The sequence below is a fragment of the Bacillus sp. NH11B genome, assembly GCF_001884205.1.
Taxonomy (GTDB): domain Bacteria; phylum Bacillota; class Bacilli; order Bacillales; family Bacillaceae_G; genus Bacillus_A; species Bacillus_A proteolyticus.
In genome coordinates this window covers 1-22,945 of sequence record NZ_MAOG01000116.1, presented here as the reverse complement: position 1 = coordinate 22,945, position 22,945 = coordinate 1, and the positions used below count along the sequence as shown (strand labels likewise).

Here is a 22,945-nt window from a genome sequence, read left to right as displayed (position 1 = left end):
AACATAAGAGAATAGTAACGTGCTTTTAACTTCAAAAATAGTCTAAATCCTTAAGTTGATGGATGTGTGGCGGTACCCCATGTAGAAGTTAATAAAAATAATGATCCCTTTGTTGATGGATTGAAGCAAGAAAAGAAAGGTAGGGAATTAAATAAAAAAGCAAAGTGTGGATTTGAAATAAAGTCGCGATGTTTATAAAAAAATGCAATGTTTCAATAAAAGTTACGAAGCTTCTCCCTATAGATAATTATATCTATAAGGAGAAGCTTGTTAAAGCAATCAAAAAAGATAGCAAAATTTATTCCGTTATCTTTTAAATTAAATTGATATAAGAATAATTTTTACTGCACCTTCATCTACTATCCGGATGTATAGGTTCATAATATCCTGTTTTTAAATAATTTCTGTATTTCACAAAAATTATTTAAATCTAGAGACAGTTGCATAAGAAAGACATCTTCAACTGAGGAAGACGTCTTTTTACTTACTAAGCCAATTATATAGAAGCAGCTTCTTTAACTCTATCAGCTTCATCTTTATTTAAAACTGTATGTTCGCCTTTGAAGTTTATTACATCAGCACCATTTTCATTAAAGTACACTGTTACAATTAATGCTGAGAAACCTTCATTACTTTTACTTATTTCAAGGATTAAATCTGGTATCTTCTCTCTAACATCAAATTCTTTATTAGCAGACCACTTTTTTTCTTTAAAAACATCGTTAATAATTTTTATTTTTTTACTATCATTTGTGTTTTTGAATTGTGCATCGTGAGGATTTGTCGCTTTACCTACAGATAGGATGGTATCTGAGGAATTATTAACAGTGCATCCAGCGATTATTACTACTAAACTTAGCAAAAGTAATAATCGGATAATTACTTTCATTAAATCACCTTCTTTTAGTTAAATATATGATATTATACGGACAATATTCTAGTTGGTTGACGGTATATCCTTTTTTATGCTTAAGGAACTATCTTCATATACCCTTGACCACTATGCCAATATAGATAATGGTCAGATCTTGAAGTAACTGAATAACCGAAAGAAACGCTTGGCGTATTAACACCATAACTATATGTTTTTGTTGTATTTCCATAGTTATAAAAATCACCAGATACAAGATAGTTTAATCCTTTTTGATCATTATTCCATGCTTTTACTTCACCTTCAAATTGCTTAGTTGTTCCCCAAAGGTCTTTTCTAATTAAACCTGCATGATTTATGTTTCCAATCCATCCGAAACTGCCATCACGACATTTTTGAACAATTGTATATAGATATGGGTAATAAAATTTTCCAGTATCTAATTGTTTAGTCGCTTCACCATAATCACAAGTCCCTAATGTTTGCAGGTTATTTGGATTTTCTGCCTTTACTTCTTGAATAGGACGTCCACTACGTTTTGCTATACGTTCCATCGCCTCTTCGTATGTTAATTCTTCAAATGTAGTTGTACTGTCGATTCTTTGGATATTACCAGCGGCTGAGGCAGGGTCAATACCTAGTAGGTACCAAACAAACATAAATGCTAATGAAATACTAATAATTTTTTTCATTTTTCTCCTCCTTTTATAAAATTAGAACTTAAATAATTGATATGATAAACTTCCCTTAAAAAGTATTATTTTACATTAAAACTAATTATTTGATTTTTAAATTAGGTATGATTGCTTATTTTCTATTCAGAAAGATACAGGAGGAATAGAAAGTGTTTTGATATTAGGAAAAATAGATATAATTTGATTGTTTATTACAATATCGCTATGCATACCATTTTGTACAGTTCTAATTAGGGGTCACTATACATGCCTATCAACTTAAGAAAAGTAAACACCCCAAAAACGAAAAAAGAGCTGCCTTCTCCAAATAACTAACTGTAGAAAAAGGAAATTTTCATTTTGGGGGTACTTCAAAATATTAGCTTGATAGCGATGTGGTGCTACCCCATCGCCATCAAGTTAAGGGTGCTAAGTGGATATATGTGAGGGGTATTTTTTAAAATTTCTACGACTGTACTAAATATGGGCATAACAAATAAACCTATTAAATAGGTATTTTTAAAAATATTATGCAACTTTGAAACTTTGTGACAACGTATAATCATATACAACACCTAAGATATCAAAGACGGTTTTCTTTGCGTACCGGTGAGATTTTCTCCCGTTTTTCTCTAAAAAATAAAACAAGCGTAGTAAAACTTTTAATAATTCATGGATGTCCTTTTGTAATCCTTCATAAAACAATAGATAATAATTTTTTATCATATAGTTGGATTTGTATTCACTTAACTCTTTCTTTTTCTTCTCCAAGAGTAACTGACGCATTTTGAACATCGTCGATGAACAGAGTAGAATACTAATGAGTTGCCCATATAAATGACATTCTAAGCGTTCTTTCTTGATTCCTTTGCACTTGTCAATTTGAAAGAAAGATTTCCATGTTTTAAATAAAATTTCAATTTGCCAACGTAATGAATAGAAGTCATAGATGTGGTCCGTTGGAACATTTTCTGCAGAAAGGTTCGTGATATACACGTTGATTCCACTTAGTCTTTTACTCCGTTCTTTGTAGATAATACCTTTCTTTTTTTCTCTTTTGGCTTGTTCTTTCAACCTTTTTTCTGTTTGTTCCTTTGTTAATCGATGAATAATAACACGAGCTGGCAATTTTTGATACTGTCCAATGTATGCCTCTGAAATCTCCATGGTTTGACCAGGGGACAATTGATTCATGAGTTCTTCCATATCTAACTGAATATAGAGTGTTCCTTTCTTCACGGTCCCATTTCGAAAATACTCTGGCTCATCATTCTTACGATAGATTCGAGAATTTAATTTCAAACGTGAGATATAGTAAGCTCCTTTATCATGGATCTTCTGTAAGTCATGTAAGTCAAAATAGCCTAAATCTCTTATGTACAAGTCTTTTGGTTGAATAGTCTGTAGGCTTGTTGAACCAAAGGTTTTATCATTTTCTCTTCCTTCTCCTACATAAACGTGCAGGAACTTTCCGCTCAATAGATCATACTCCAATTGAATTTTAACTCCTGCCGTATGGCTACTTCCACCGGAACCTTGATAATCTGAAGAAAACTTATCTGGAAGCTGAAATGTTGTAGAATCTAGAATCCGAATGTGCTTAAAAGTCGTGGTATATTGATGAATTATTTCTTGTGTTGAATAAATCCTTTGAGTTAGAAGGTTAGATAGAACTTGTTCAAGAAACTGTACTGCGGAAGCATTAAATCGTTGGTTAAGCCCTTCAGGACTAATAAGAACACCTGTAGATACTTCAAGACAGCTACATAATTGTGTGAGTGATGTACTTGCGACCTGTTGACTAAGCCATACACATAAAGCAACTAACTCCTGTGCTTGATACTTACTCTTTCGCTGAACGAATCCTTTTTCTTTGGCTAGTTGTTCTAGAACTTGGGGAGACATGTGTCGTTGTAATTCTTCAGCAATCGGTTGAAGTTCGTCAAGAATCGAAAGATTCATAAAGAAACGCCATCCTTTCCTATGAGTCTACAGAAAGAATAGCGTATTTTTTCATTTTAAGAAAATTTAATTTTGTTAGCTTAATAGCGATATATGTGCTCTTTAAATAAGTTATTAGAATCTTGATGCTTTAAATAAAAATTTATATAAAATATAGAAAAATAGAGCTATCAAGGCACCTTGCCATAAACTTAAGTTATAAGAAAGATAAGGGTATTTTTTAAAATACATATGTAATAATACTGCTATTCCAAATGGAATAGCAATTGATAATACAAATATAATTCGGCTCTTCCAATTCATTATGAATTTAAACGAGAATCCTTTCATTACATATAAAATAATATAAAGACCTCCAATAAGAATTGTGACAGATAGTATGGTTTCCAAAATATCAAATGACACACCTTCAGTTGGATATTTTTTTTGAAAAAACGAAGTTATTACGGCAGATATTGTATCTATTCCAAATTGAATAGCAAGTAGTAAACTAATAATAAAACCAATTGTTGAAAATTTTTCAAACATTGTTTGTTGAGGTAAGGCGGCAATTAATTCGTCACAATACGCTGGAAGATCCTCCCCAAATACATCATAAGCATTTTTCCCTTCTTTTTGAGATTCAAGAAGGTGGTCTAAAATCTCCAATAATAGTTCTTCTGATTGCCTTTCAGGAACATTTGAACAGCGAATATACACCAACATATTTCCATAAGCCAGTTCATTTTCTTCTGTTAGTAGCTTTCTTTTTTCATTATTCATTTTAGCCATTTCATCTGGTTTCATTTTGTTTTTCCCCTCCTAGTAACCGATTTACAGTTGTTGATACCATATCCCAACTTTCCTTAAATACCTCTAATTGTTCTAATCCCTTCTTTGTTAAATGATAATACTTACGTTTAGGTCCTAGATTAGAGGTTTTCAAAGTTCCTTCGATTAACTTCTCTTTTTGCATACGTAATAAAAGTGGATAAATACTGCCCTCACTTACAAACGTAAAGCCATATTGATTCAATTTGGTACTTAGTTCATAACCGTATACTTCTTCTTGTGAGATGATATATAAAATACAGCCTTCTAATACACCTTTTAGCATTTGGCTATGCATCGATTCATCTCCTTTCAGTAGGTTGCTATGCAAGTTAGTATATAGTTAGAGTGTAGCATTAGGTAAGTTGCTTTGCAAGTTACCTGTTAGTCCTTTAATAAAGAATAAAAAAATCCCTAACAATTCTTTTGGATATTGTTAGGGATTTTTTCTATTTATGTTTTGTATTACTCCACGTTGTCAGCAAGTAAAAAATAGCATGGTTTCCTTAAACAAAAAAATGTTTGGATTCGTATGGAAGGGTAAAATTTTTGTTTTGGGGTATTTACTTTTGTTAGCTTGATAGCGATGGGATACCGCCAGCATTTTGGAAAAAACCCACGCTAAGCAAAACATACAATAAGATGTCCATATGGACATCTCATTTACATAATTAATCTTATCGGTAATAAAAAAAGGGCCTTCCAAGGAAGAGCCTCTTTTTCTACTTATGTAAATTTACCAAATGCTACCTCAGAACCCTTATCGCAAGATTGAAAACCATTCTTTTCATAAAAATGTCTAACATCAGGGGCTTCTAAAGTTAATAAAACTTTTTGACGAACATTTTTATATTTATTCAGAACTTGTTGTATCAGTTGAGTAGCAATTCCTTGATTTTGATAAGCATTTAACACAAGAATATCTTGAATATAGATAATTGTTAATCCATCACCAACTATACGGATTAACCCAATTAATTCTTCACCCTCCCAAGCAGATACAACTTCTAATGACTGTTCTATTGCCTGTTGAAGAACTTCTAAATCTTGTGTATATGCATACCATTCTACATCATTATATAATCTTTCTAATTGTTCACTATTTATATTTTTACTATTATTAAAATTTATCGTCATTCATTTTTCCTCCTCAAAGTTAATTATTTTGAAGAGTTGATCCAAAATTTATCCACTGTCTTATGCCTCCTTTCATTGCCGTATATTTTTATATATTATTATTTCGACATTATTCATCATATTCCTGCTTACTACATGTACTAACCTATCATTAGTTGAACAAGGAAAGGGATTTTTTAATGAATAAAGCATGAAACATTATCGGAATTCAATGTATTTAGAAGACTATTAAAAGTCCTCCAGATCGTTTAACTGGAGGACTTTTTTGTTTACGTAATTATCGAAAGCGGAAGTAAATTGTAAAAGGTTGGAATGATTATATCCAACCTCTTTTTATGAACTCTTAATTATATAACAGTTGATGTTATTTTGATGGCTTTATAGCATCAACTATAAGAGAAACAAAACCAAGCTCTCCATCCTTATTTCTATGATCAAAACGCTTAGATCTGTAAATAAATCCTTGTTTTTCATCCCATTCATGGAAATGAAAATCTTTATTCTCATCACAATATTCTAGAAGCTTTACCTCGAAACCGGCTTCTTTAAACATGGAAGTTATAGTTTTAAAGTTATGTACAATTTTATGACTTGCTGCTGGATGATCCTTAGGCCCTGGTCCACCTACTTGTACTCCATTTTGATAATCTTCATCTGGGAAAAAACCATCGGGAACAGCACAACGGATATAACCACCAGGTTTTAGAAAATCAAAGCATATTTTTGCAGCTTCTTTCCCTTCTTCATAGGTTAAGTGTTCCCATACATGTTCAGCTAAAATAGCTGTTACGGTGTTAGGTGAAAATTTTTTCTCCCAATCATCCCGTTTTAACAAGTTTAGTTCTGTCTCTTCTGTTTGTATCCATTTAGGATTGTTATTGTATTCTCCAGCACCAACAACCACTCTTATCTCTTCTTTTAAAAGCATAAGGTCATCTCCTTTACAGTATGTATATCAAATACTTCACTTTGTATTATACCGTTTTATCTTAAAATTAAGAAATGTATATCATATTCGTGTTCGGTTAACATAACGTCTCATTATTGGTAGCAAGGACAAGGAGGAACCCCTACTCTCATAAGGGAACCTCCTTTTTTGTTCGATGTATCTATGCATTTTTTTATACATTCCTATTTTGGTGCGCCTTTTGGCCTCCCCATAGTTCTCTATGTCTCCCGATTTTTTGCATAAAATCTTGCATGCTCTTAGCGTAGTTTTTTTTCGAAATGTTAGCGGTAGCCCTAATAACATTTACTATCTGTCAATCCGAAGAACAAAAAGAACTTGTAGGAATCACTACAAGTTCTTTTTAAGAAAACGTTAATTAGACAAACTATTCTTTTATTTTTTCCTCATATTGTTTAGCAAGCTTATAAAAAGAAGAACGTTTGATACCATACTTTTTCATGGCTTCTACAGCTGTAATTGAACCGGATTTCCATTCCTTGTAAGCATCCTTGAATTCTTCTGTTATTTCAACAGGCGGGCGGCCTAAACGTTTACCTTGCTTTCTGGCAAGGGCAATTCCTTCAGCTTGACGTTGCTTAATATCAATACGCTCTTTTTCTGCAAAAGCTGATAATATTGTAAGTGTTGCTTTTTGAATTGCGCTTTGAATAACATCATTTGTACTTTCTCCAATGTAATTGACGTTAATGTATGGTTCCTTTATAAATTGTAAATTCACTTTATGTTTTTCATAGTATCTAAATTCTTCTAATGTATCATTCATATTTCTCCCAAGTCTTGTTAAGGAGTCAAACACAATGGTATCTCCTGTACGAACAAGACGTTTTAACATTTGATAATTCTCTCGCTCCATATTTTTCCCGGATTCTTTATCTATGAAAATATCTCGATCTTCTATCCCTAAATCCTTCATATTCTGAATTTGCCGTTCTTCGTTTTGATCTTTACTCGAAACTCGTACATATCCAAATTTTTTATGTTTCATATGCTACACCTCATTGATAATTATACCAATCATGTCTGTAAAGGTATATAAAGTAAACAGATGTCTGTAAAGTGAGAAATAGACATTTATAGAAGTGATTTTTTATAGTTTTCTATGTATCTGTAAAGGTATAGTTTTATAGACATATCAAGTGTTCTTTACGTCTTTGAATACGTAGTAATGAAAAATGAACCAAAAGGTGTACCTTTTGATGTGGTGAGTGGTGTTGGTTTGAAATATTATTATTATTTGAATTTTTCTATCCTTGTTGCAAATACATAAGTTTGGATATTCTTAAATTGTGTGAAGTATTATAAAACCTCATGTATACTGTAGATATATTAATATGAAATGATTTGAATGTTTTTATTAAGGGAGTGTAGTGATGAAATTAGCAATACGTAATGTAGGACTTGTGAAAGAGGCTGATATCAAGCTAGAGGGTTTGACAGTAATTGCTGGTGAAAATGATACTGGGAAAAGTACTGTGGGGAAATCGTTATTCTCAATTATTAAAGGTGTGAATAGTCATCATAAAGATTTTAAAGAGGCTAAATTCACACAATTTGAAGAGGTTATAGATGCCATATATTTTAAGGTTAGAGAAATTTCGAGGGAGTCTCTTGAAAATCGTCCTATAGGAGCAGCAAGTAGGATATATCCTCCTTACGTTCGTAAAGATATATTAAGATATTTGAATTTAGAAGATATTGAAGGATTAGAGGAATATGTGCAAATTTATAAAGAAAAGTTAAGTTTTGAGCTAGATAAGATTGGTGTATCAATAGATAAACAAACAGATAATGTAATAGAGTTATATGATTTATTAAATAAACTTGATCAGATAGTAAAAGAAAGTCAAAATCCTAAGGATTTCATTATAGATACTATAATGTTAGCTCTTAAATCAGAATTTGGAACGGATATATGTAATAAATATGAGCAAGAACCTACAACGATATTATATGAAGAGAATGGTGAACTTGTATATAAAGCACAGTTAAACAATGAAGCCCTTGATCGTGCTATGTATTCTGGGGGTCCCTTAGAGGTAGAGGATGTAACATACATAGAGTCTCCCTTGATTTTCCAAATGCATAAAATAATTTCAGAGGCTAATATATTTAGTAGTGATAGTAAATTGTATGGGGGAATAGGGACAAAGAATAGAAAAAATTCAATACCCTTCCATATGAAAGATTTAATTTCGAAGATGTCAGATTCAACTTATTATGATTTAGGGTTAGAGAATGAAAATCAAAAATTTATTGATGAGATTAGTACAATTATTGAGGGAGAAAGTGTGTTAGATAAAGATTCAGATGAATTTTTATTCCAAAGAGAATTGGATGATAAAGTATATTCTTTTAAAACATCTAATGTTGCATCGGGTATAAAATCTTTTAGTATGATACAAATGCTTTTAAAGGCACAAGTAATTAATGAGAGAACTATTCTCATTATTGATGAGCCTGAAATACATTTACATCCTAAATGGCAAGTTAAATATTGTGAGATTATAGTGAAGTTAGCAAGTATAGGAATTAAAGTATTAGTGACTTCTCATAGCCCATACATAATACAAGCTTTAAAAGTTTTAGCAAATAAATCCGAGATTGATTCAAAAGTGAACTTTTATTTATCTGAAAAGGAAAGTGAAAGTACAAGTACAAGAATAATTAATGTTAATGACGATTTGAATTCTGTATTTAAGAAATTATCAGATCCACTACAAAAACTAATTTGGGAGAAATAAAAATGCTAAAAAAACTTTTAGAAAAAGGGGTTACATTAGGGTTATTTGAACTAAAGCCACTAAAAGACTTGGATGGAAGTTGTGCAAGTTCAGCTAATTTAGAAGTTATTGATTATGATTTGGTGAAAGAAAAGGTTTATGAAATAATGAATTCGAATGGAATGGGAATTAAGTTTCAAATACCAAAATCCTGTGATGCGTTAAAGATTCTTCCTAATGAGGATAGATTAGATTTTATAGAAATTAAGGGTATTAAAACTTTTTGTGAAAAGTTGGCAGAAAGAGAAGGATGCAATGCCCAAAGAGAGATGGATAAGCAAGTTAAAAAGTTTAGTTTAAGCTCTAAGATTGAGGATAGTTTAGACCTTTTTAAGTCATTGTTGAAAATGGATAGATTTGAGATTACCAATGCAGAGAAAGAGGCTATATTAGGTGAAATACATAAAAACTATCTTGTAGTTATAGATGAAGAGGTTGAACAGGATTATGCAATGCGTCTTGCAGCTGGATTGGAATTTTTAAGTACCACTTCGAATTATAAATCTGAGATGGTAATAAAGCTTCAAGATACTATTGATGGAATAAATATTGCCAAAATATCAAAACCTATTTTATTATGTCACTCTCAAGTTGATGCTTACTATGAATCGGTATTAGGCGTAGCAAATTAAAATTAATAGAGTATATTTAATATTAAAAATTAGCATCTTATAACGATAATTATGTAAATAAGCCGTCCATATGGATGGCTTATTGTATTTTTTGCTTAGCGTAGTTTTTTCCCGAAATGCTGGCGGTACCCTATACCCATCAAGCTAATATTTTAAAGTACCCCCTAAACAAAAAATTGTGTTTTTTATAGCACCAAAGTTCATTTTTATCGTTTTAGGGGCAACCTGTTCTGCTAAGTTGATGGATGTGTGACGCTACCCCAATTAGTTTTTTAAAATCATTCATTTTTTTACTTTTGTTTAATATTTTTATCTAATTTTTCTTTTATTATCATCATGGACATACGAATTTCATTAACCTCACTATCACTTAGTCCGTTAAACAATTGATTTATTTGTTCATCTGACTGAATATGAATTATATCTAGTAGTTCCTCTCCTTTTTTTGTCAAAAAGAGCAAGTTTTTTCTGCTGTCTTTTATTGAGCTTCTTTTCTCTATTAATTCTTCCTTCTCAAATCTACGTAAAATTCTGCTCATATAGCTTCTATCAATATTAAGTTCTTGCACAAGATTATTCGCAATACACTCTGTTTTTTCGCTTATTTCAAATAGTATTCGTGTTTCGGTTAATGAATAATCTGTATCTAGAATCTGGTTATTAAATAAACCAAGTACCTTTGTATAAAATCGGTTGAATTGTCTGATGTCATAAATAATTTTTTTATCCATAGATTCTCCTTTGGTTGACTAAGTCTACATTTAATATTAATATAACTGTACCCTTAAAATGTGGACTTAGTCAACATTTTAGGGATGCCATTTTCAAAAATCTGTCGCAATCTTTATTAAAACCTAATTGAAGGAGATCGTATATGATTATTCGAGAAATGAAAAAAGAAGACAATGCAAAAGTAAAAGAAATTATACAAGATTCATTAAAATCACTTGGATTAGCGCTTCCTGGAACAGCTTATTTTGACCCTCAACTTAACGACCTACACCAATATTATAATAATCTAAAACATGCGAACTATTGGGTAGTAGAAATGGAAGGAAAAGTTGTTGGTGGAATTGGTATAGCACCGTTTAACGAACATGATAAAGTTTGCGAATTACAAAAGCTATACTTAAGTCCAAAAGCACAAGGTTTAGGGCTTTCCAAGAAACTAATGGAAACAGCTTTGTCATTTGCCTCTAAACATTATGAAAAGTGCTATTTAGAAACAATGCATGAATTAAAAACTGCATGTCTATTATATGAAAAATTTGGATTTATACTTTTAAATGAACCCCTCCCAGGTTCTGAACACTCCACTATGAATGCATGGTATATAAAATCTTTTTAAAATTAGGTGTATTAAACGCATCTATTAAAAGGAAAGTATTGAAGGGGCTTTATTTTGACACAAATACAAACATGAATTTCAACTAAGAAATCAATTGCTTCTCTTAAACTGGCTATTTAAAAGTGATGAAAAAAAGTTCAAATGTAGCGATAAAACGAAGGAAAAACCATAAAAAATAGGCGTATCAAGCAAAGTATTGATACGCCTTAAAACTACATTGTTAAACAACATGTGTCGTCGTGTAGTAATAATGATATTTATTTAATTATCTTAGTTTCAGTATTACAAATAAGGATTAAGTCTTTTTTTATCTCACCTTTATATAAATATAAAACAAAATATAAAAACACTTAGCCTATTTTTTGTTTTTGGAATACCTAATTTCTTAAGTTGATGGGCATGTATGGTGACCCCTTATAATATAATTTAACGGTATATAGTTTGATGGTTCATAACTTCCATTAAGATATCTGCTATTAATTTTCCATTTTCGAAAATAATTTGGTTTTTAGTGTATGGATCTATATACTGTCCCAATCCTTTACTCAACATAATTTCCAGTTCATTATTATCTAAAATTCGACAAGATAGAATGGTAGGGTGTTTACTAAAAGCTCGATAAAAGTTCAATGTTTGACTTAAAGAAGCGGCAAGCGGTCTAAGCATTTCATCATAGTAAGGAATCATATCTTCAGCTATTTTTTCGTTTAAGATAAAATCCATTCCATCATCTTTTATGTCAAATCGAAATAAAAAAATTAATATATCCCTCTCCTTTTATAGCATACAATCATTTTTTATATAGCAAGTGTAGAGATTGCTTGTTTGTAGATTAGTTGTTGTTTACCATGAACCATCATTAGGACGGTAAATTTATCTGTTGCAAGGATCTTCCCACGTACTGGAACGCCATTCTTTAAAAATACAGTAACTTCCCCTTTTTTCTCTTTCAATTGTTCATACATATCTTCTTGTAAATTAAACATGAAATGCGCCCCCTGGTTTGTTTGGATTTATTTTTCTTCTAATACCTGTTGCTTTTCACTGTTGGATATTTGTGATTCCCATTCACTTTCTATTTTTCTAAACCATTTTCCTATTTTGCTTAGATAATATCTTTTTACTTCATCATAAGGAATCCAAATTTCACGTTCCTGTATTTGATTCATCACTTCATGAAGAATCTCATCATGTTCATACTTTCTAGGTTTTCTATAATGTGTTTTTACAAACTGTGTATATTCTCTACGTAACCGATTAGAAATATGTTCTTTTTGTTTTTGCTTGAGATGTGACCATTTTTTATTTGTTTGAAGGGTTTTTCCATTTACTTTTATGTGGTTTTTCATCGACACTCATCTCCTTTTACTAGCAAAACGAATATATAACTTGTATAGTGATAATAAAGTTATTGAATTTTGATTAAAAAAGATAAGAGCCTTACTACATTCTATATGCAGCAAGGCTCTTTAAAGTTGTTTCAAATTATATCCATCTGCTTATGTAATGCTTAAAAAATGAATAATAAAGTTGTTTACTTCTTATTGAACTAACGCCCCCGTTAGTTTAAGTGTAACTCTTCACAATTATTTCATATTATATAGGTGAATAGAAAGATAAATTAGAATTTAGTTTATAGTTATAAAAATAAGTTATTTATACCCTTATAATTCTTCAAAAAGGAGAGTGTATGAAAAAGACTATTGTTTTTGTATTAACGATATTTATATTATTCTCAGGATTCGCAACAAAAAGTTATGCGTTGTCAGATTCGAAATCTGTGGCAATACAAGCATTGCTAGATGATGCCTGTCGTACATCAGGTGTGCCTGGAATGTCAATCTCAATACTTGCTGATGGTGAAGTGTTCTACTTTTCTTCTGGGTATGCAGATCTTGAAAAGGGATTGTCTGCAAGTGAAAATACACTCTATGAGTTGGCCTCGGTGAGTAAAGCTTTTACTGGTATGGGGATTTTGCTATTGGAAGAGCAAGGGCTGCTATCAATGACTGACCCTATCCAAAAATATTTACCTTGGTTTACATTAAAGTATCAAGGTAAACCTGTTGATATGCAAAACCTTACACTAAATAACTTTCTTCACCATACCAGCGGCCTAACAAATATTAGACATATTAAAAATATTCCACAAGGTAATACGCCTGATATGTTGCAAAAGACTGTGGAAACGCTGGTAGATGCAGAATTGGCGTTCTCTCCCGGTGAACAATATAACTATGGAACCGTTAATTATGACGTATTGGGTTTGGTTATTGAGATTGTATCACGACAAAGCTATGAAGACTTTATGAAGGAACAGGTATTTATACCCTTAGGTCTTCACCAGACGTATGTTTATAAAGAAGATGCTCAAGCCACTGGACAGTTAGCACTGGGCTACCGTTCTTCCTTTTTTATAACAACTCCATTTAACGCTCCGGATTATGCTGGGAATAAACCTGCCGGCTATATCATTTCTAATACAAAAGATATGGCGCGTTGGATGGGCATACAGATGGGTATTGTGCAGGACATACCCGAAATATTTCACAGGGCTATCGAAAAATCACATAGGGGTGATATGTCTGTTTCGGCTGTCAATGATATGTATTATGCGGCAGGTTGGTCGGTAAACGCCGAACAAACGTTTATAGAACACACTGGGGGTAATCCAAATTTTAGTACCGAAGTAGCCATACTGCCAAATGAAAGAACAGCCATCTGCTTACTGAGCAACGGCGCAAATACCAATATAAACCTGGTACTAAAAGTTAAAAATATATTAAACGGCAATCTAACTCAGTCATATGAGATAAGCGGCACACAGCTTTTGGACATCATTTTGTCGTCTACCACAATTATTCTTTGCCTATTAGCCGTTCTGTTATTTTTCTTAGGATTAAGAAAAAGGAAAACGAATGAGCAGCAGCCAATGACAAAAAAGAGAACAATCGTAACAATTATTTTCCTAATCGCTACGATTGCCCAGTGTATAATGTTTTTTGCCTTCGATTGGTCAACGATACTTATTTGGCAAACATATAGTGTTCTTACAGCTTTAATTTCGTCAACATTATTAACAGCAAGCATTACTTGGTTTGTATATACTCACCGATTAGATGCCTCGGTCCGAAAATAAGTATAATGTTAAGTAAATAAATCCTAATTTATCGATATTTTTAATTTAAAAAACAGAAGACACCTCGGTGTCTTCTTTAATGTCATCGACACTTCTCCTAGTTAAACCCACTTGCTATTTCTTCCACTAACCTGCCTCGTTAGTAGAAGAAGGATTTTTAAACAACTATATTATTTTTTAAATGACTTTATTGTAAATTAAACAACTTTATTATCTCTGTACAGTATTTTAATGCATGACGATTAAAACATGGTGGAATTAGCTGAAAAACTTATAACGTATTTTTTAAAAAACGCTGGAGATATCCCATTGCTATTAAGCTAAGAAAATAAAAATAGAAGAGGACATTTCACCTCTTCTATTTTTATAAACTTATTCTAAATAGTATTTTTTCTTTTTTTAATTTTTCCATTCATCATCATAAGTATCGAGTAAGAGAGGTATAAAAACCCCATCCTGACTATCTCCATAATAAACTCTGTTATATTCCACATTAAAACCGTTTGCCATATAGAATATGGCTCTTCTTACAAGCCTTAATGTTTCATAAGTAGCACATTCTAAGTCTGAATAGCTTACTATATACTCATACTTACTATTATCTGCTAATTCTTCACTAAATGGTATATCGTATGATTCAAGAACCCTAATGTATCTATGTTCAATGCAGTTACGCAATAACCGAATTACTCTCATATCGCCATTCTTAAAATCTAAATCCTTACTTAACCAATACAAGGCATTAAACGGGCTTCTTAAGGCTACATCTAACTCAATTTCTTTGTACCACTTATGGAAGTCTATCTGTTGAACCCGGATGTTTTGCTTATGAAATTTACAACAGAATAGCCCTATCTTATCAAGCACACTAAATGCTGTCTTAAGAGCTGTTTTCAGTAATTCTGTCCGGTATCCTAATGCAGGATAATCAAGAGTGTTAATAAGAGTATTATAACGTTGGGACTCATGGATTTTCATATCATCTCTCATAGAATCTATCTGATATAGAAAATATCTGGAAATGTTGTATTCTTGCTTAATGGTATTGAACCAAGAATAATATTCCATATTACTCTCGTTCTTAAAGTAGCCTACACCCATATTTATCATGTGAACATCATCTACATTGCCTTTCTTATAGATTATATTCACATAATTAAGAGCTAAATTCCTTTCTGCTGACCAAACCTTATAAACATCATCCACATCATTTTTCTCTGACCAAGGTTCATCATCGGAAAAATAAGTATCAACAAGATTCTCCATATATCTTTCATAATCTTGAAAAAGTTCTAATGTGTCAAATGGTATAACATCAGGCGTTGCGCTTACACATACATCTTCCAATTCAGCAAGACCTTTTTCAATCAAAAATCTCATAACTTTTCGATCAGTTATTCTTTTTGCTAATGACATATGTTTAATAGCTAAGTTACCTCTTGCCATAGGGAAATGGTCAACTAAATGCTCAACCTTCTTTAATTCTTCAATAGACTCAACTATTCTCCCCATTTCAACATATACATTTGATAAATTCACATAAATTTGTGACACAAAAAAATGATTAGGTTTCTTGCTTAGTTGTGATAACCTAATAGCTTCTCGATAGGCTTTTATTCTCAGGGCATAGTTCTTAAACACAAAGTCATCATAATCTTTATATTGTTTTACTAACATGGAACCATCATGTATTACTTCGAAGTTAGTGTCTGCCATCCGTTGTAAAATAGCTTCATAATTAGCCCTCGTGTATAGATAGACAACTTTGAGATCATTCTCAAGTTGTTCCACATTAATTGCCCTAAATTTTTCTTCTATAGTTGAAACATAATTTAGGTCATCCTTATCTATCCTGGCTTTATTGGCTAATAAATGTTCATCTAATCTGTCAACTAATAGGCCTATATCATTTAATTCAACCATTAACCGTTCATTCATTTATGCGCCCCCTATTATGCTAAATTCTGTCTTTATTCATATTGTATAAAATACCATAAACAAACATCAATATAATAATAAATTAGTGAAAATATAGGTATAGGTAAATAGAGAAGAATTTGTAGCATTATTACTGAAAGACTTATGATTATATTTTATAGTAATTTACATATCGGAAATGTCTATATAGTTATGTGCAACTGTAATTTGTTAACCATCTCTATTTTTGTTCGTTTATTTTGTAACATATCGATAATACATGCGAAGAATAATTAGCCATATTAAAGTTCCGATAAAGTCTATCCAATCCATCCCCTCACCCCTTATCATCCCTTAACGCTTTCAACTGTTCCATTTCATCTTCCACTGACTTCTCATGCCAATCTTCATCTACCTTGTTCTCCTTGCTAATCCGATATCCAAAGTAGAGTACCAATAAGGTAATAAGCGTTCCAGTGAAGTACCCAATAAAGAAGCTTAACCACGTCATGCCATCACCTCTTCAAAATAGAATAAGACACTAAACCGATCACGGCAGCGCCTACGATAATTGCTATTGGTTTAATCATGCCTAATTCCATCCAATTCATGGTTAGTATTCTAAATAGACCAGCGATGTATTATAATCCTCTATATACCCAAGGAGGTTTACCATGCTTAAATTTCATAAAAAATTCCCCATCTTAGGATTCTTTTGGTTTTTATACGGTTTCATTGGTCTCATCTTTTTATTACTATTCCTTAATGTGTCATAACAGCGCGTATAAATATATGTTTAATGTGTTATTTCCATATAACAAAGAAAAAAGCATCCGTTATGGATGCTAATATTAATATTATTTTTTATTTAAATAACTTTTGAATTTTTCCATACTGCCATATACATGTTCAAATACCTCTGGCCAACGTCTTGCCTCATGTAGAATTTGTGAAATACTTTCTGCAAAGTGATAATTACCACGTTTCGCAGGAACTATTTCATAAATCCGTTGTTGGGGTACAGCCGAGATATACACATTTCTCGGCTGTACCCCTATTTGTCATGTTTTGAATGTATACTTTAATCAGTGGTTTTGCTGAAAACAATTAAATTACGATGAATTCAATAAAATAAAGAAAATGAAAGTAAACTTTTGGGTAAAAGTTTACTTTCGGGTTTTGAATCATTTATAGCTAATTTTGCAATAAATTTCTCAATATTGATATAGATGTTAAATATGGGTTTTATATCGAAAATTAACAAAAAATATAATATCATAAAAATTAAGATAGTTTGTGTCACTTGTTTTTCCCTTATGCTTAAGATAAGATCATCCTCTCCGATCTTATCTTTTTTTGTGGATTTGTAACAAAAAAAGGAATCCTTATATATAATAAGGATTCTGCAACAGGAAATAACAAAATATAAACAATAAAAAGAATTACTTATATTATAGTTTACATAGTAATAATATAATATTGAGAAATATTTACATAGGTCCAGTATGTATTACGTAGCAAGTGTAGAGATTGCCTGTTTGTAAATTAGTTGTTGCTTACCATGAACCATCATAAGGACAGTAAATTTATCTATTGCAAGAATCTGCCCACGAATTGGAAAGCCATTCTTTAAAAATACAGTAACTTCCCCTTTTTTCTCTTTCAATTGTTCATACATATCTTCTTGTAAATTGTGCATATGGTTCCCTCCCTTTTTATAATCGTATCATAATTTAATTGAAAGACTGTTTTTTTATATGTATTTAGCAACCAAGCAACTGCAGAACCTCAGTGAAGATAAGACAATCGGATATGCAGTTGTTACGTACAAAGTGAAAGCGGAAAAGGTCACAGAATCTTCTAAGGATAAGATTTTAGATAGTATTGAAACAACAAGGGATGCCGGCATTCAAACGGAGTTATCAGGAGGCGATATCAAGTTTTCCGACTCAGAGACTTCAGGTATGACTGAAATTGTTGGAGTACTTGTCGCCTTCGTAGTTCTGGCATTTACCTTTATGTCTTTTCTAGCAGCTGGACTGCCGATTCTCACTGCAATAATCGGATTAGCGATTGGAATGCTTGGAATCATGATTGGAACCAATTATGTGGAAATCCAATCAGTTTCCTTATCATTAGCTGCCATGCTGGGACTTGCAGTGGGCATTGACTATGCACTCTTCATTATCAATCGTTTTAGACAGCAGCTTGCACAAGGAGATTCTGTTCCAGAATCTGTTGCCATCGCAACGGGAACAGCGGGAAGTGCCGTAATCTTTGCAGGATTAACTGTTATTATTGGTCTTTTGGGACTGTCTGTTACAAAGATTCCATTCCTGACAGCGATGGGCGTATCTGCTGCCTTTACTGTGCTCGCAGCTGTGTTGGTTTCCGTCATCATATTACCAGCCATATTGGGACTTGTCGGTCATAAAATTTCCCCATCTAAACAAAATCGATTCTTGCAAAAGATGACTGGGGTAGGTAAGAAACACGCTGGTTCAAATAAATGGGGGGAATTTGTCATAAGACGTCCTCTGATTGTTACGATTTTCGCAATCGGACTACTTGCAGTGATTACGATTCCATTTTTCCATATGAACCTTGGCCTTCCTTCTGATGGAACAACAAAGTCTACAGAAACGACAGAAAGAAGAGCATATGATTTATTGACGGAAGCATATGGAGAAGGGGTTCATGCCTCTTTAGTGGTAGTGGCAAAATCAGAGGAAGCAACAGCTGAAATGCAAAATGTTATGAACACTGTTGCAAAAGAATTGGGTAACCTATCTGACGTGAAAAGTGTGACACCAGCTATCCCTGGGCCTTCTGGAAAGATTTATATGATTTCCGTCGCACCAAAAACAGGACCTGACGATACAAAGACGAAGGATTTGGTAAAATCGATCCGGGACAAATCGAACCAGACCGAGAAAGAAAATGGAATTGAACTAATGGTGACGGGGACAGCAGCGATGAATATTGATATTGTGCAAAAGTTGAGTGATGCCTTGCCAGTTTTCGCTGCCCTTATTGTGGGACTTGCATATGTACTCTTAGTTCTAGTGTTTAGATCTCTGCTCATTCCATTAAAAGCAGTATTAGGGTTTTTACTTTCTCTTGGTGCTACGTTGGGAGCTGTGGTATTTTTCGTGCAGGATGGGCATTTCCAAAATATATTTGGTTTCCCGGCAGCCGGGCCAATCTTAGCCTTCTTGCCGGTCATTCTGATTGGCATCCTGTTCGGGCTCGCCATGGACTATGAGGTGTTCCTAGTGAGCAAGATGCGGGAAGTATATACGCATACAGGCGACCCGCGGAGAGCTATTTTAGAAGGAATGCGTGAAAGCGGGAGAGTTGTAGTCGCAGCAGGATTAATTATGATGTCTGTATTTATTGGATTCATGTTGGCACCTGATACCATCATTAAATCCATAGGCATGGCTCTTACATTCGGTGTTTTCTTTGACGCATTCATTGTGAGAATGACAATCGTGCCTGCGGTCATGACTCTAGTGGGTAAGTCAGCATGGTACTTGCCAAAATGGCTGGATAAAATTTTACCTAACATTGATGTTGAAGGAGAAAGTATACATCACATGGAAAACAACAGTGAAAAGATATATAAACAGAACAGTTAAAGTTAATTCATAGTTGTATTCATTTAAAAAACCGCTTCCCTATAAAAGAGAAGCGGTTTTTTAAAGAAAGTATATATCCTTCTTCGCTAATTATGTAAATATATAAAAGAAACTAAGGTATTGCACTATCCATAAAGCAAAAAAGACGTTATCCTTTCTGTAGAATCATAAGAGAGGATGGCTTATTTTTTATTTTATGTATAAGAAAAACTAGATTGAAAGAGATTTGTTTTGATCTCTAGTACACCAATTAATCAAAAATAAAATAATTCTTCAAATTTTTTATCTAGCGCTATACAGAGTACTAATGCTAACTTTGCAGTTGGACAAAATTGTCCTGTTTCAATAGAACTAATTGTTTGTCTAGATACTCCTACCATTTCAGCTAATTCTCCCTGTGATATTTTTTTCTCAGCTCTTGCTACTTTCAAACGATTTTGCAGTACTAATTCATCTTTCAATTATCATCCCTCCAGAAAGAAAACTATGGCACCTGCAATTGTACTCATTATAGCTAAAATGCTTGCAATAAGAAATCTTTGTTCTTTTAACTTTCTAAACTTATAAAAGCTTGTACTAGCTATATAACCAGCAAAAATTGAAATTAATTCGTAACTTTTAATACCATGCATCAATTTCCAAGAACCGAAAAATAGGACTAAAACAAGTACAGCTATTAAGCCGTAACTAGATGAATCTAATTCTATAAGTTCTTTACGTTCATCTCTCCCCATTTTTTTGTATTTTCTTAATATCTCTTCTTTTTGCATGATTTATAACCACCCCTTATTAATTATATATTTATTGTATAGTTTTATTATCATTATGACAAGTTAACTTGTCATAATGATAATAAAACTTGTCCTTTAAGTGTAGAGAAGTACAATTGGCAAAGATATAAAATTTTCATTATGGGGGTAATTAAGAAGCTTAGCTTGCTGGGCATGTGGCGTTACCCCCATAGATACTTCCTTTATATAATTAAAATTTTATCATAAGTAAATGTTATTATTAAAATAGTAAATATGTATTATACTTATTTTTAATTTACCCTTAAAGTAAAGGAAACAATATAGATGGAGTGTCCCTGTTTATATGACTTCAACATTTGTTTTTGATAATGCAGAAGTAGGAGCACAACGCTTCGCAGGAGAAGATCCAGGATTTATGTATTCACGCCTGGGGAATCCAAATGTAAGAGAACTGGAATCTGGAAAAATCCAACTAGATAAAGAAGGTGTAAAAATGCTAAACCCATTGGCTTTAGAATTAAATCATGTCATTGAAGAACGGAATAAACCAGTATATGAAATGTTTTCAATGTTAGGAAAATCCTTGTATTTCCCCAAAGGGATTGTCAGCCAAGCTGGAGAGGCAAGGGGGAAAGCTGACCGATTCAATGCAACAATCGGGATGGCTTCAGAGGGTGGACAACCCATGTATATAGATGTGATTCATAAAAACCTTTCCTCATATAATCCGAAAGACCTGTATCCGTATGCACCACCCGCGGGAAAACAGGAGCTGCGTGAGGTTTGGAGAAAAAAGCTTCTAAAGGATAATCCTTCCCTTGAAGGAAAGGAATTTGGTACCCCGATTGTGACGAATGGGCTGACCCATGGCTTGAGTATCGTATCCGACCTGTTTGTGGAAAAAGGCGATTCGATTATACTGCCAGATAAGTATTGGGATAACTATCATATACTTTTCAATATCCGCCACGACTGTGGGACCGTGACCTATCCTTTATTTACGAAAACAAACAAATTTAATGTAGAAGGTATGCTGAAGGCACTTTTATCCTGCAAAAATGGTAAAGCGATTCTTGTGCTTAATTTTCCGAATAATCCTACCGGGTATACTCCTACGGTGAAAGAGGCAGAAGGAATTCTTGATGCCATCAAGCAGGCAGCGGATCTTGGGGTTAATATTGTTGCTGTTATGGACGATGCTTATTTTGGATTATATTACGAAGATTCAATCAAGGAATCTATATTTGCTCGTTTAGTAGGATTACACCCGAATGTCCTCCCAATTAAAATTGATGGGGCAACGAAAGAAGAGTATGCTTGGGGTTTTCGTGTTGGGTTTCTCACATTTGGAATTCAGGATCCTCTGGTTTTAGAAGCGTTGGAGAAAAAGACGATGGGTTCCATTCGAAGTACCATCTCATGCAGTCCACACCTTTCCCAAACAATCATTTTGGATGCCTTGTTACATCCTGAATTTGAAATGCAGCGCAAGGAGAGAAATAAAGTAATGGAAGACAGGGCCAGACGAGTCAAAGAGATCTTAGCTGACGGGAAATATGCGGATGAATTTGAACCTTATCCATTCAACTCAGGATATTTCGTATGCCTTCGCATAAAACATTCTGATGCTGAAACACTAAGGATCCACTTGCTCAATCAGTACGGAGTGGGTACCATCTCCCTTGCCAAGACAGACCTTCGGATTGCATTTTCCTGTGTGGAATTAAAGGATCTAGACCGCCTTTTTGAACTTATCTATCAGTCTTGTAAAGAATTGAATCAATGTTATATAAAACTATGATATTTCAGAAGTTTTTCCTGAAGCATACCTCGTTGGAGAAGGAAATAATTGATTTTTGGATTGAGACCATATTTTAGTTATTCCATTATAGGGCGCTATTGTTGAAGATCAAAGGTAGAAAATTATCAAACTTTTTTATAAAACTGGAACTTAAATATGTTAGAAAATAATCTATTTTGATCAATCCTTTTTTCAAAATAGATTCTTTTTACTTACCATAAAATACGGGTTTATGAGGTATTTTTGATCAAACTTTATTCCAAACCAATACCAATGATATTTAAAAGTAAACTTCTATCTAAAAGTTTACATTCATATTCAAAATAAGTTAAAAGCACTTTTTAATGTTTTAAAAGTGCTTTTAACTTGATGTTGATGTAACGGAATCTCAAGTATGTAGGAATTTAAAAAAGTCCCTTAATAAGGCTAAAGGGACTTTGCTCACACAAATGATCTGCACATCAATTCACTTTTGATATACAGATCATTTGTATGATAATTTTTATAAATA

At 32.8% G+C, this 22,945-nt stretch carries 22 protein-coding genes and 1 pseudogene; 6 read left to right on the top strand and 17 right to left on the bottom strand.

Annotation, left to right across the window (positions count from 1 at the left end; genetic code table 11):
• Window positions 1-496: 496 nt before the first annotated feature.
• The 8 genes from BAU27_RS21290 to BAU27_RS21250 all read right to left on the bottom strand — a co-directional run bounded on the left by BAU27_RS21290 (window position 497) and on the right by BAU27_RS21250 (window position 7,409).
• Entirely contained in the window at window positions 497-889 is a 393-nt protein-coding gene (locus BAU27_RS21290) for a hypothetical protein (protein WP_000864441.1), read from the bottom strand.
• 80 nt (window positions 890-969) lie between these two features.
• Complete coding sequence (locus BAU27_RS21285; protein WP_000720878.1) at window positions 970-1,563, bottom strand: hypothetical protein; 594 nt, start codon at window positions 1,561-1,563, stop codon at window positions 970-972.
• A gap of 510 nt (window positions 1,564-2,073) precedes the next feature.
• Window positions 2,074-3,507, bottom strand: coding sequence for an IS4 family transposase (locus BAU27_RS21280; protein WP_071771835.1), 1,434 nt, complete (start codon window positions 3,505-3,507; stop codon window positions 2,074-2,076).
• 114 nt (window positions 3,508-3,621) lie between these two features.
• Window positions 3,622-4,293 carry a hypothetical protein gene (locus BAU27_RS21275; protein WP_071771834.1) on the bottom strand — a complete coding sequence of 224 codons (672 nt, stop codon included), beginning with the start codon at window positions 4,291-4,293 and terminating at the stop codon, window positions 3,622-3,624.
• Entirely contained in the window at window positions 4,280-4,615 is a 336-nt protein-coding gene (locus BAU27_RS21270) for a PadR family transcriptional regulator (protein WP_002191906.1), read from the bottom strand. The genes BAU27_RS21275 and BAU27_RS21270 overlap by 14 nt, the downstream gene beginning before the upstream one ends.
• A 428-nt stretch (window positions 4,616-5,043) precedes the next feature.
• On the bottom strand, window positions 5,044-5,454 hold the full coding sequence (locus tag BAU27_RS21260; RefSeq protein WP_071771832.1) for a GNAT family N-acetyltransferase: 411 nt from the start codon (window positions 5,452-5,454) through the stop codon (window positions 5,044-5,046).
• Between the two features lie 364 nt (window positions 5,455-5,818).
• Window positions 5,819-6,382, bottom strand: a complete 564-nt coding sequence (locus BAU27_RS21255) for a class I SAM-dependent methyltransferase (protein WP_071771831.1) — start codon at window positions 6,380-6,382, stop codon at window positions 5,819-5,821.
• Between the two features lie 406 nt (window positions 6,383-6,788).
• Window positions 6,789-7,409, bottom strand: a complete 621-nt coding sequence (locus BAU27_RS21250) for a recombinase family protein (RefSeq protein WP_071771830.1) — start codon at window positions 7,407-7,409, stop codon at window positions 6,789-6,791.
• A gap of 385 nt (window positions 7,410-7,794) precedes the next feature.
• Between BAU27_RS21250 and BAU27_RS21245 the strand changes: the two genes are divergently transcribed.
• The gene (locus tag BAU27_RS21245; protein ID WP_071771829.1) at window positions 7,795-9,165 is read left to right on the top strand and encodes an AAA family ATPase; all 1,371 of its coding nucleotides are present in this window, start codon (window positions 7,795-7,797) and stop codon (window positions 9,163-9,165) included.
• A 2-nt stretch (window positions 9,166-9,167) separates the two neighbouring features.
• Entirely contained in the window at window positions 9,168-9,836 is a 669-nt protein-coding gene (locus BAU27_RS21240) for a hypothetical protein (RefSeq protein WP_071771828.1), read from the top strand.
• 290 nt (window positions 9,837-10,126) lie between these two features.
• Here BAU27_RS21240 and BAU27_RS21235 read toward each other — a convergent pair whose 3' ends face one another.
• Window positions 10,127-10,567 (bottom strand): MarR family winged helix-turn-helix transcriptional regulator, encoded by a 441-nt coding sequence (locus tag BAU27_RS21235; RefSeq protein ID WP_025151216.1) that lies wholly within the window; start codon window positions 10,565-10,567, stop codon window positions 10,127-10,129.
• Window positions 10,568-10,710: 143 nt separating this feature from the next.
• On the opposite strand from BAU27_RS21235, the gene BAU27_RS21230 reads away from it, so the two are divergent.
• Complete coding sequence (locus tag BAU27_RS21230; protein ID WP_071771827.1) at window positions 10,711-11,184, top strand: GNAT family N-acetyltransferase; 474 nt, start codon at window positions 10,711-10,713, stop codon at window positions 11,182-11,184.
• A gap of 426 nt (window positions 11,185-11,610) precedes the next feature.
• Here the strand turns inward: BAU27_RS21230 and BAU27_RS21225 are convergent, their stop codons facing one another.
• From BAU27_RS21225 to BAU27_RS21215, 3 genes are all read right to left on the bottom strand, one after another.
• A complete protein-coding gene (locus BAU27_RS21225; RefSeq protein ID WP_046958470.1) occupies window positions 11,611-11,907 on the bottom strand; it encodes a hypothetical protein in 297 nt (98 codons plus the stop codon).
• A gap of 74 nt (window positions 11,908-11,981) precedes the next feature.
• Complete coding sequence (hfq, locus tag BAU27_RS21220) at window positions 11,982-12,170, bottom strand: RNA chaperone Hfq (RefSeq protein WP_071744284.1); 189 nt, start codon at window positions 12,168-12,170, stop codon at window positions 11,982-11,984.
• 27 nt (window positions 12,171-12,197) lie between these two features.
• On the bottom strand, window positions 12,198-12,533 hold the full coding sequence (locus tag BAU27_RS21215; RefSeq protein ID WP_071744285.1) for a transposase: 336 nt from the start codon (window positions 12,531-12,533) through the stop codon (window positions 12,198-12,200).
• A gap of 341 nt (window positions 12,534-12,874) precedes the next feature.
• On the opposite strand from BAU27_RS21215, the gene BAU27_RS21210 reads away from it, so the two are divergent.
• Window positions 12,875-14,323, top strand: a complete 1,449-nt coding sequence (locus BAU27_RS21210; protein ID WP_071771826.1) for a serine hydrolase domain-containing protein — start codon at window positions 12,875-12,877, stop codon at window positions 14,321-14,323.
• Between the two features lie 399 nt (window positions 14,324-14,722).
• Here BAU27_RS21210 and BAU27_RS21205 read toward each other — a convergent pair whose 3' ends face one another.
• The 3 genes from BAU27_RS21205 to hfq (BAU27_RS21190) form a co-directional block, all read right to left on the bottom strand.
• Entirely contained in the window at window positions 14,723-16,261 is a 1,539-nt protein-coding gene (locus BAU27_RS21205; RefSeq protein WP_071771825.1) for an LA2681 family HEPN domain-containing protein, read from the bottom strand.
• Window positions 16,262-16,577: 316 nt separating this feature from the next.
• Window positions 16,578-16,751, bottom strand: a complete 174-nt coding sequence (locus tag BAU27_RS32405) for a hypothetical protein (RefSeq protein WP_175546552.1) — start codon at window positions 16,749-16,751, stop codon at window positions 16,578-16,580.
• A gap of 999 nt (window positions 16,752-17,750) precedes the next feature.
• Complete coding sequence (gene hfq / locus BAU27_RS21190) at window positions 17,751-17,939, bottom strand: RNA chaperone Hfq (RefSeq protein ID WP_025151226.1); 189 nt, start codon at window positions 17,937-17,939, stop codon at window positions 17,751-17,753.
• Window positions 17,940-17,997: 58 nt separating this feature from the next.
• Here hfq (BAU27_RS21190) and BAU27_RS31210 point away from each other — a divergent pair, with 58 nt between their 5' ends.
• Entirely contained in the window at window positions 17,998-19,881 is a 1,884-nt protein-coding gene (locus BAU27_RS31210; RefSeq protein WP_254797979.1) for an MMPL family transporter, read from the top strand.
• A 254-nt stretch (window positions 19,882-20,135) separates the two neighbouring features.
• Here the strand turns inward: BAU27_RS31210 and BAU27_RS21180 are convergent, their stop codons facing one another.
• Both BAU27_RS21180 and BAU27_RS21175 read right to left on the bottom strand, forming a co-directional pair.
• Window positions 20,136-20,342, bottom strand: coding sequence for a helix-turn-helix transcriptional regulator (locus tag BAU27_RS21180; RefSeq protein ID WP_000651002.1), 207 nt, complete (start codon window positions 20,340-20,342; stop codon window positions 20,136-20,138).
• Window positions 20,343-20,345: 3 nt separating this feature from the next.
• Complete coding sequence (locus BAU27_RS21175; protein ID WP_071771823.1) at window positions 20,346-20,651, bottom strand: DUF6442 family protein; 306 nt, start codon at window positions 20,649-20,651, stop codon at window positions 20,346-20,348.
• 319 nt (window positions 20,652-20,970) lie between these two features.
• Here BAU27_RS21175 and BAU27_RS21170 point away from each other — a divergent pair.
• Window positions 20,971-22,434, top strand: a pseudogene (locus tag BAU27_RS21170) (aminotransferase class I/II-fold pyridoxal phosphate-dependent enzyme); the annotation flags it as partial.
• Window positions 22,435-22,945 lie beyond the last annotated feature (511 nt).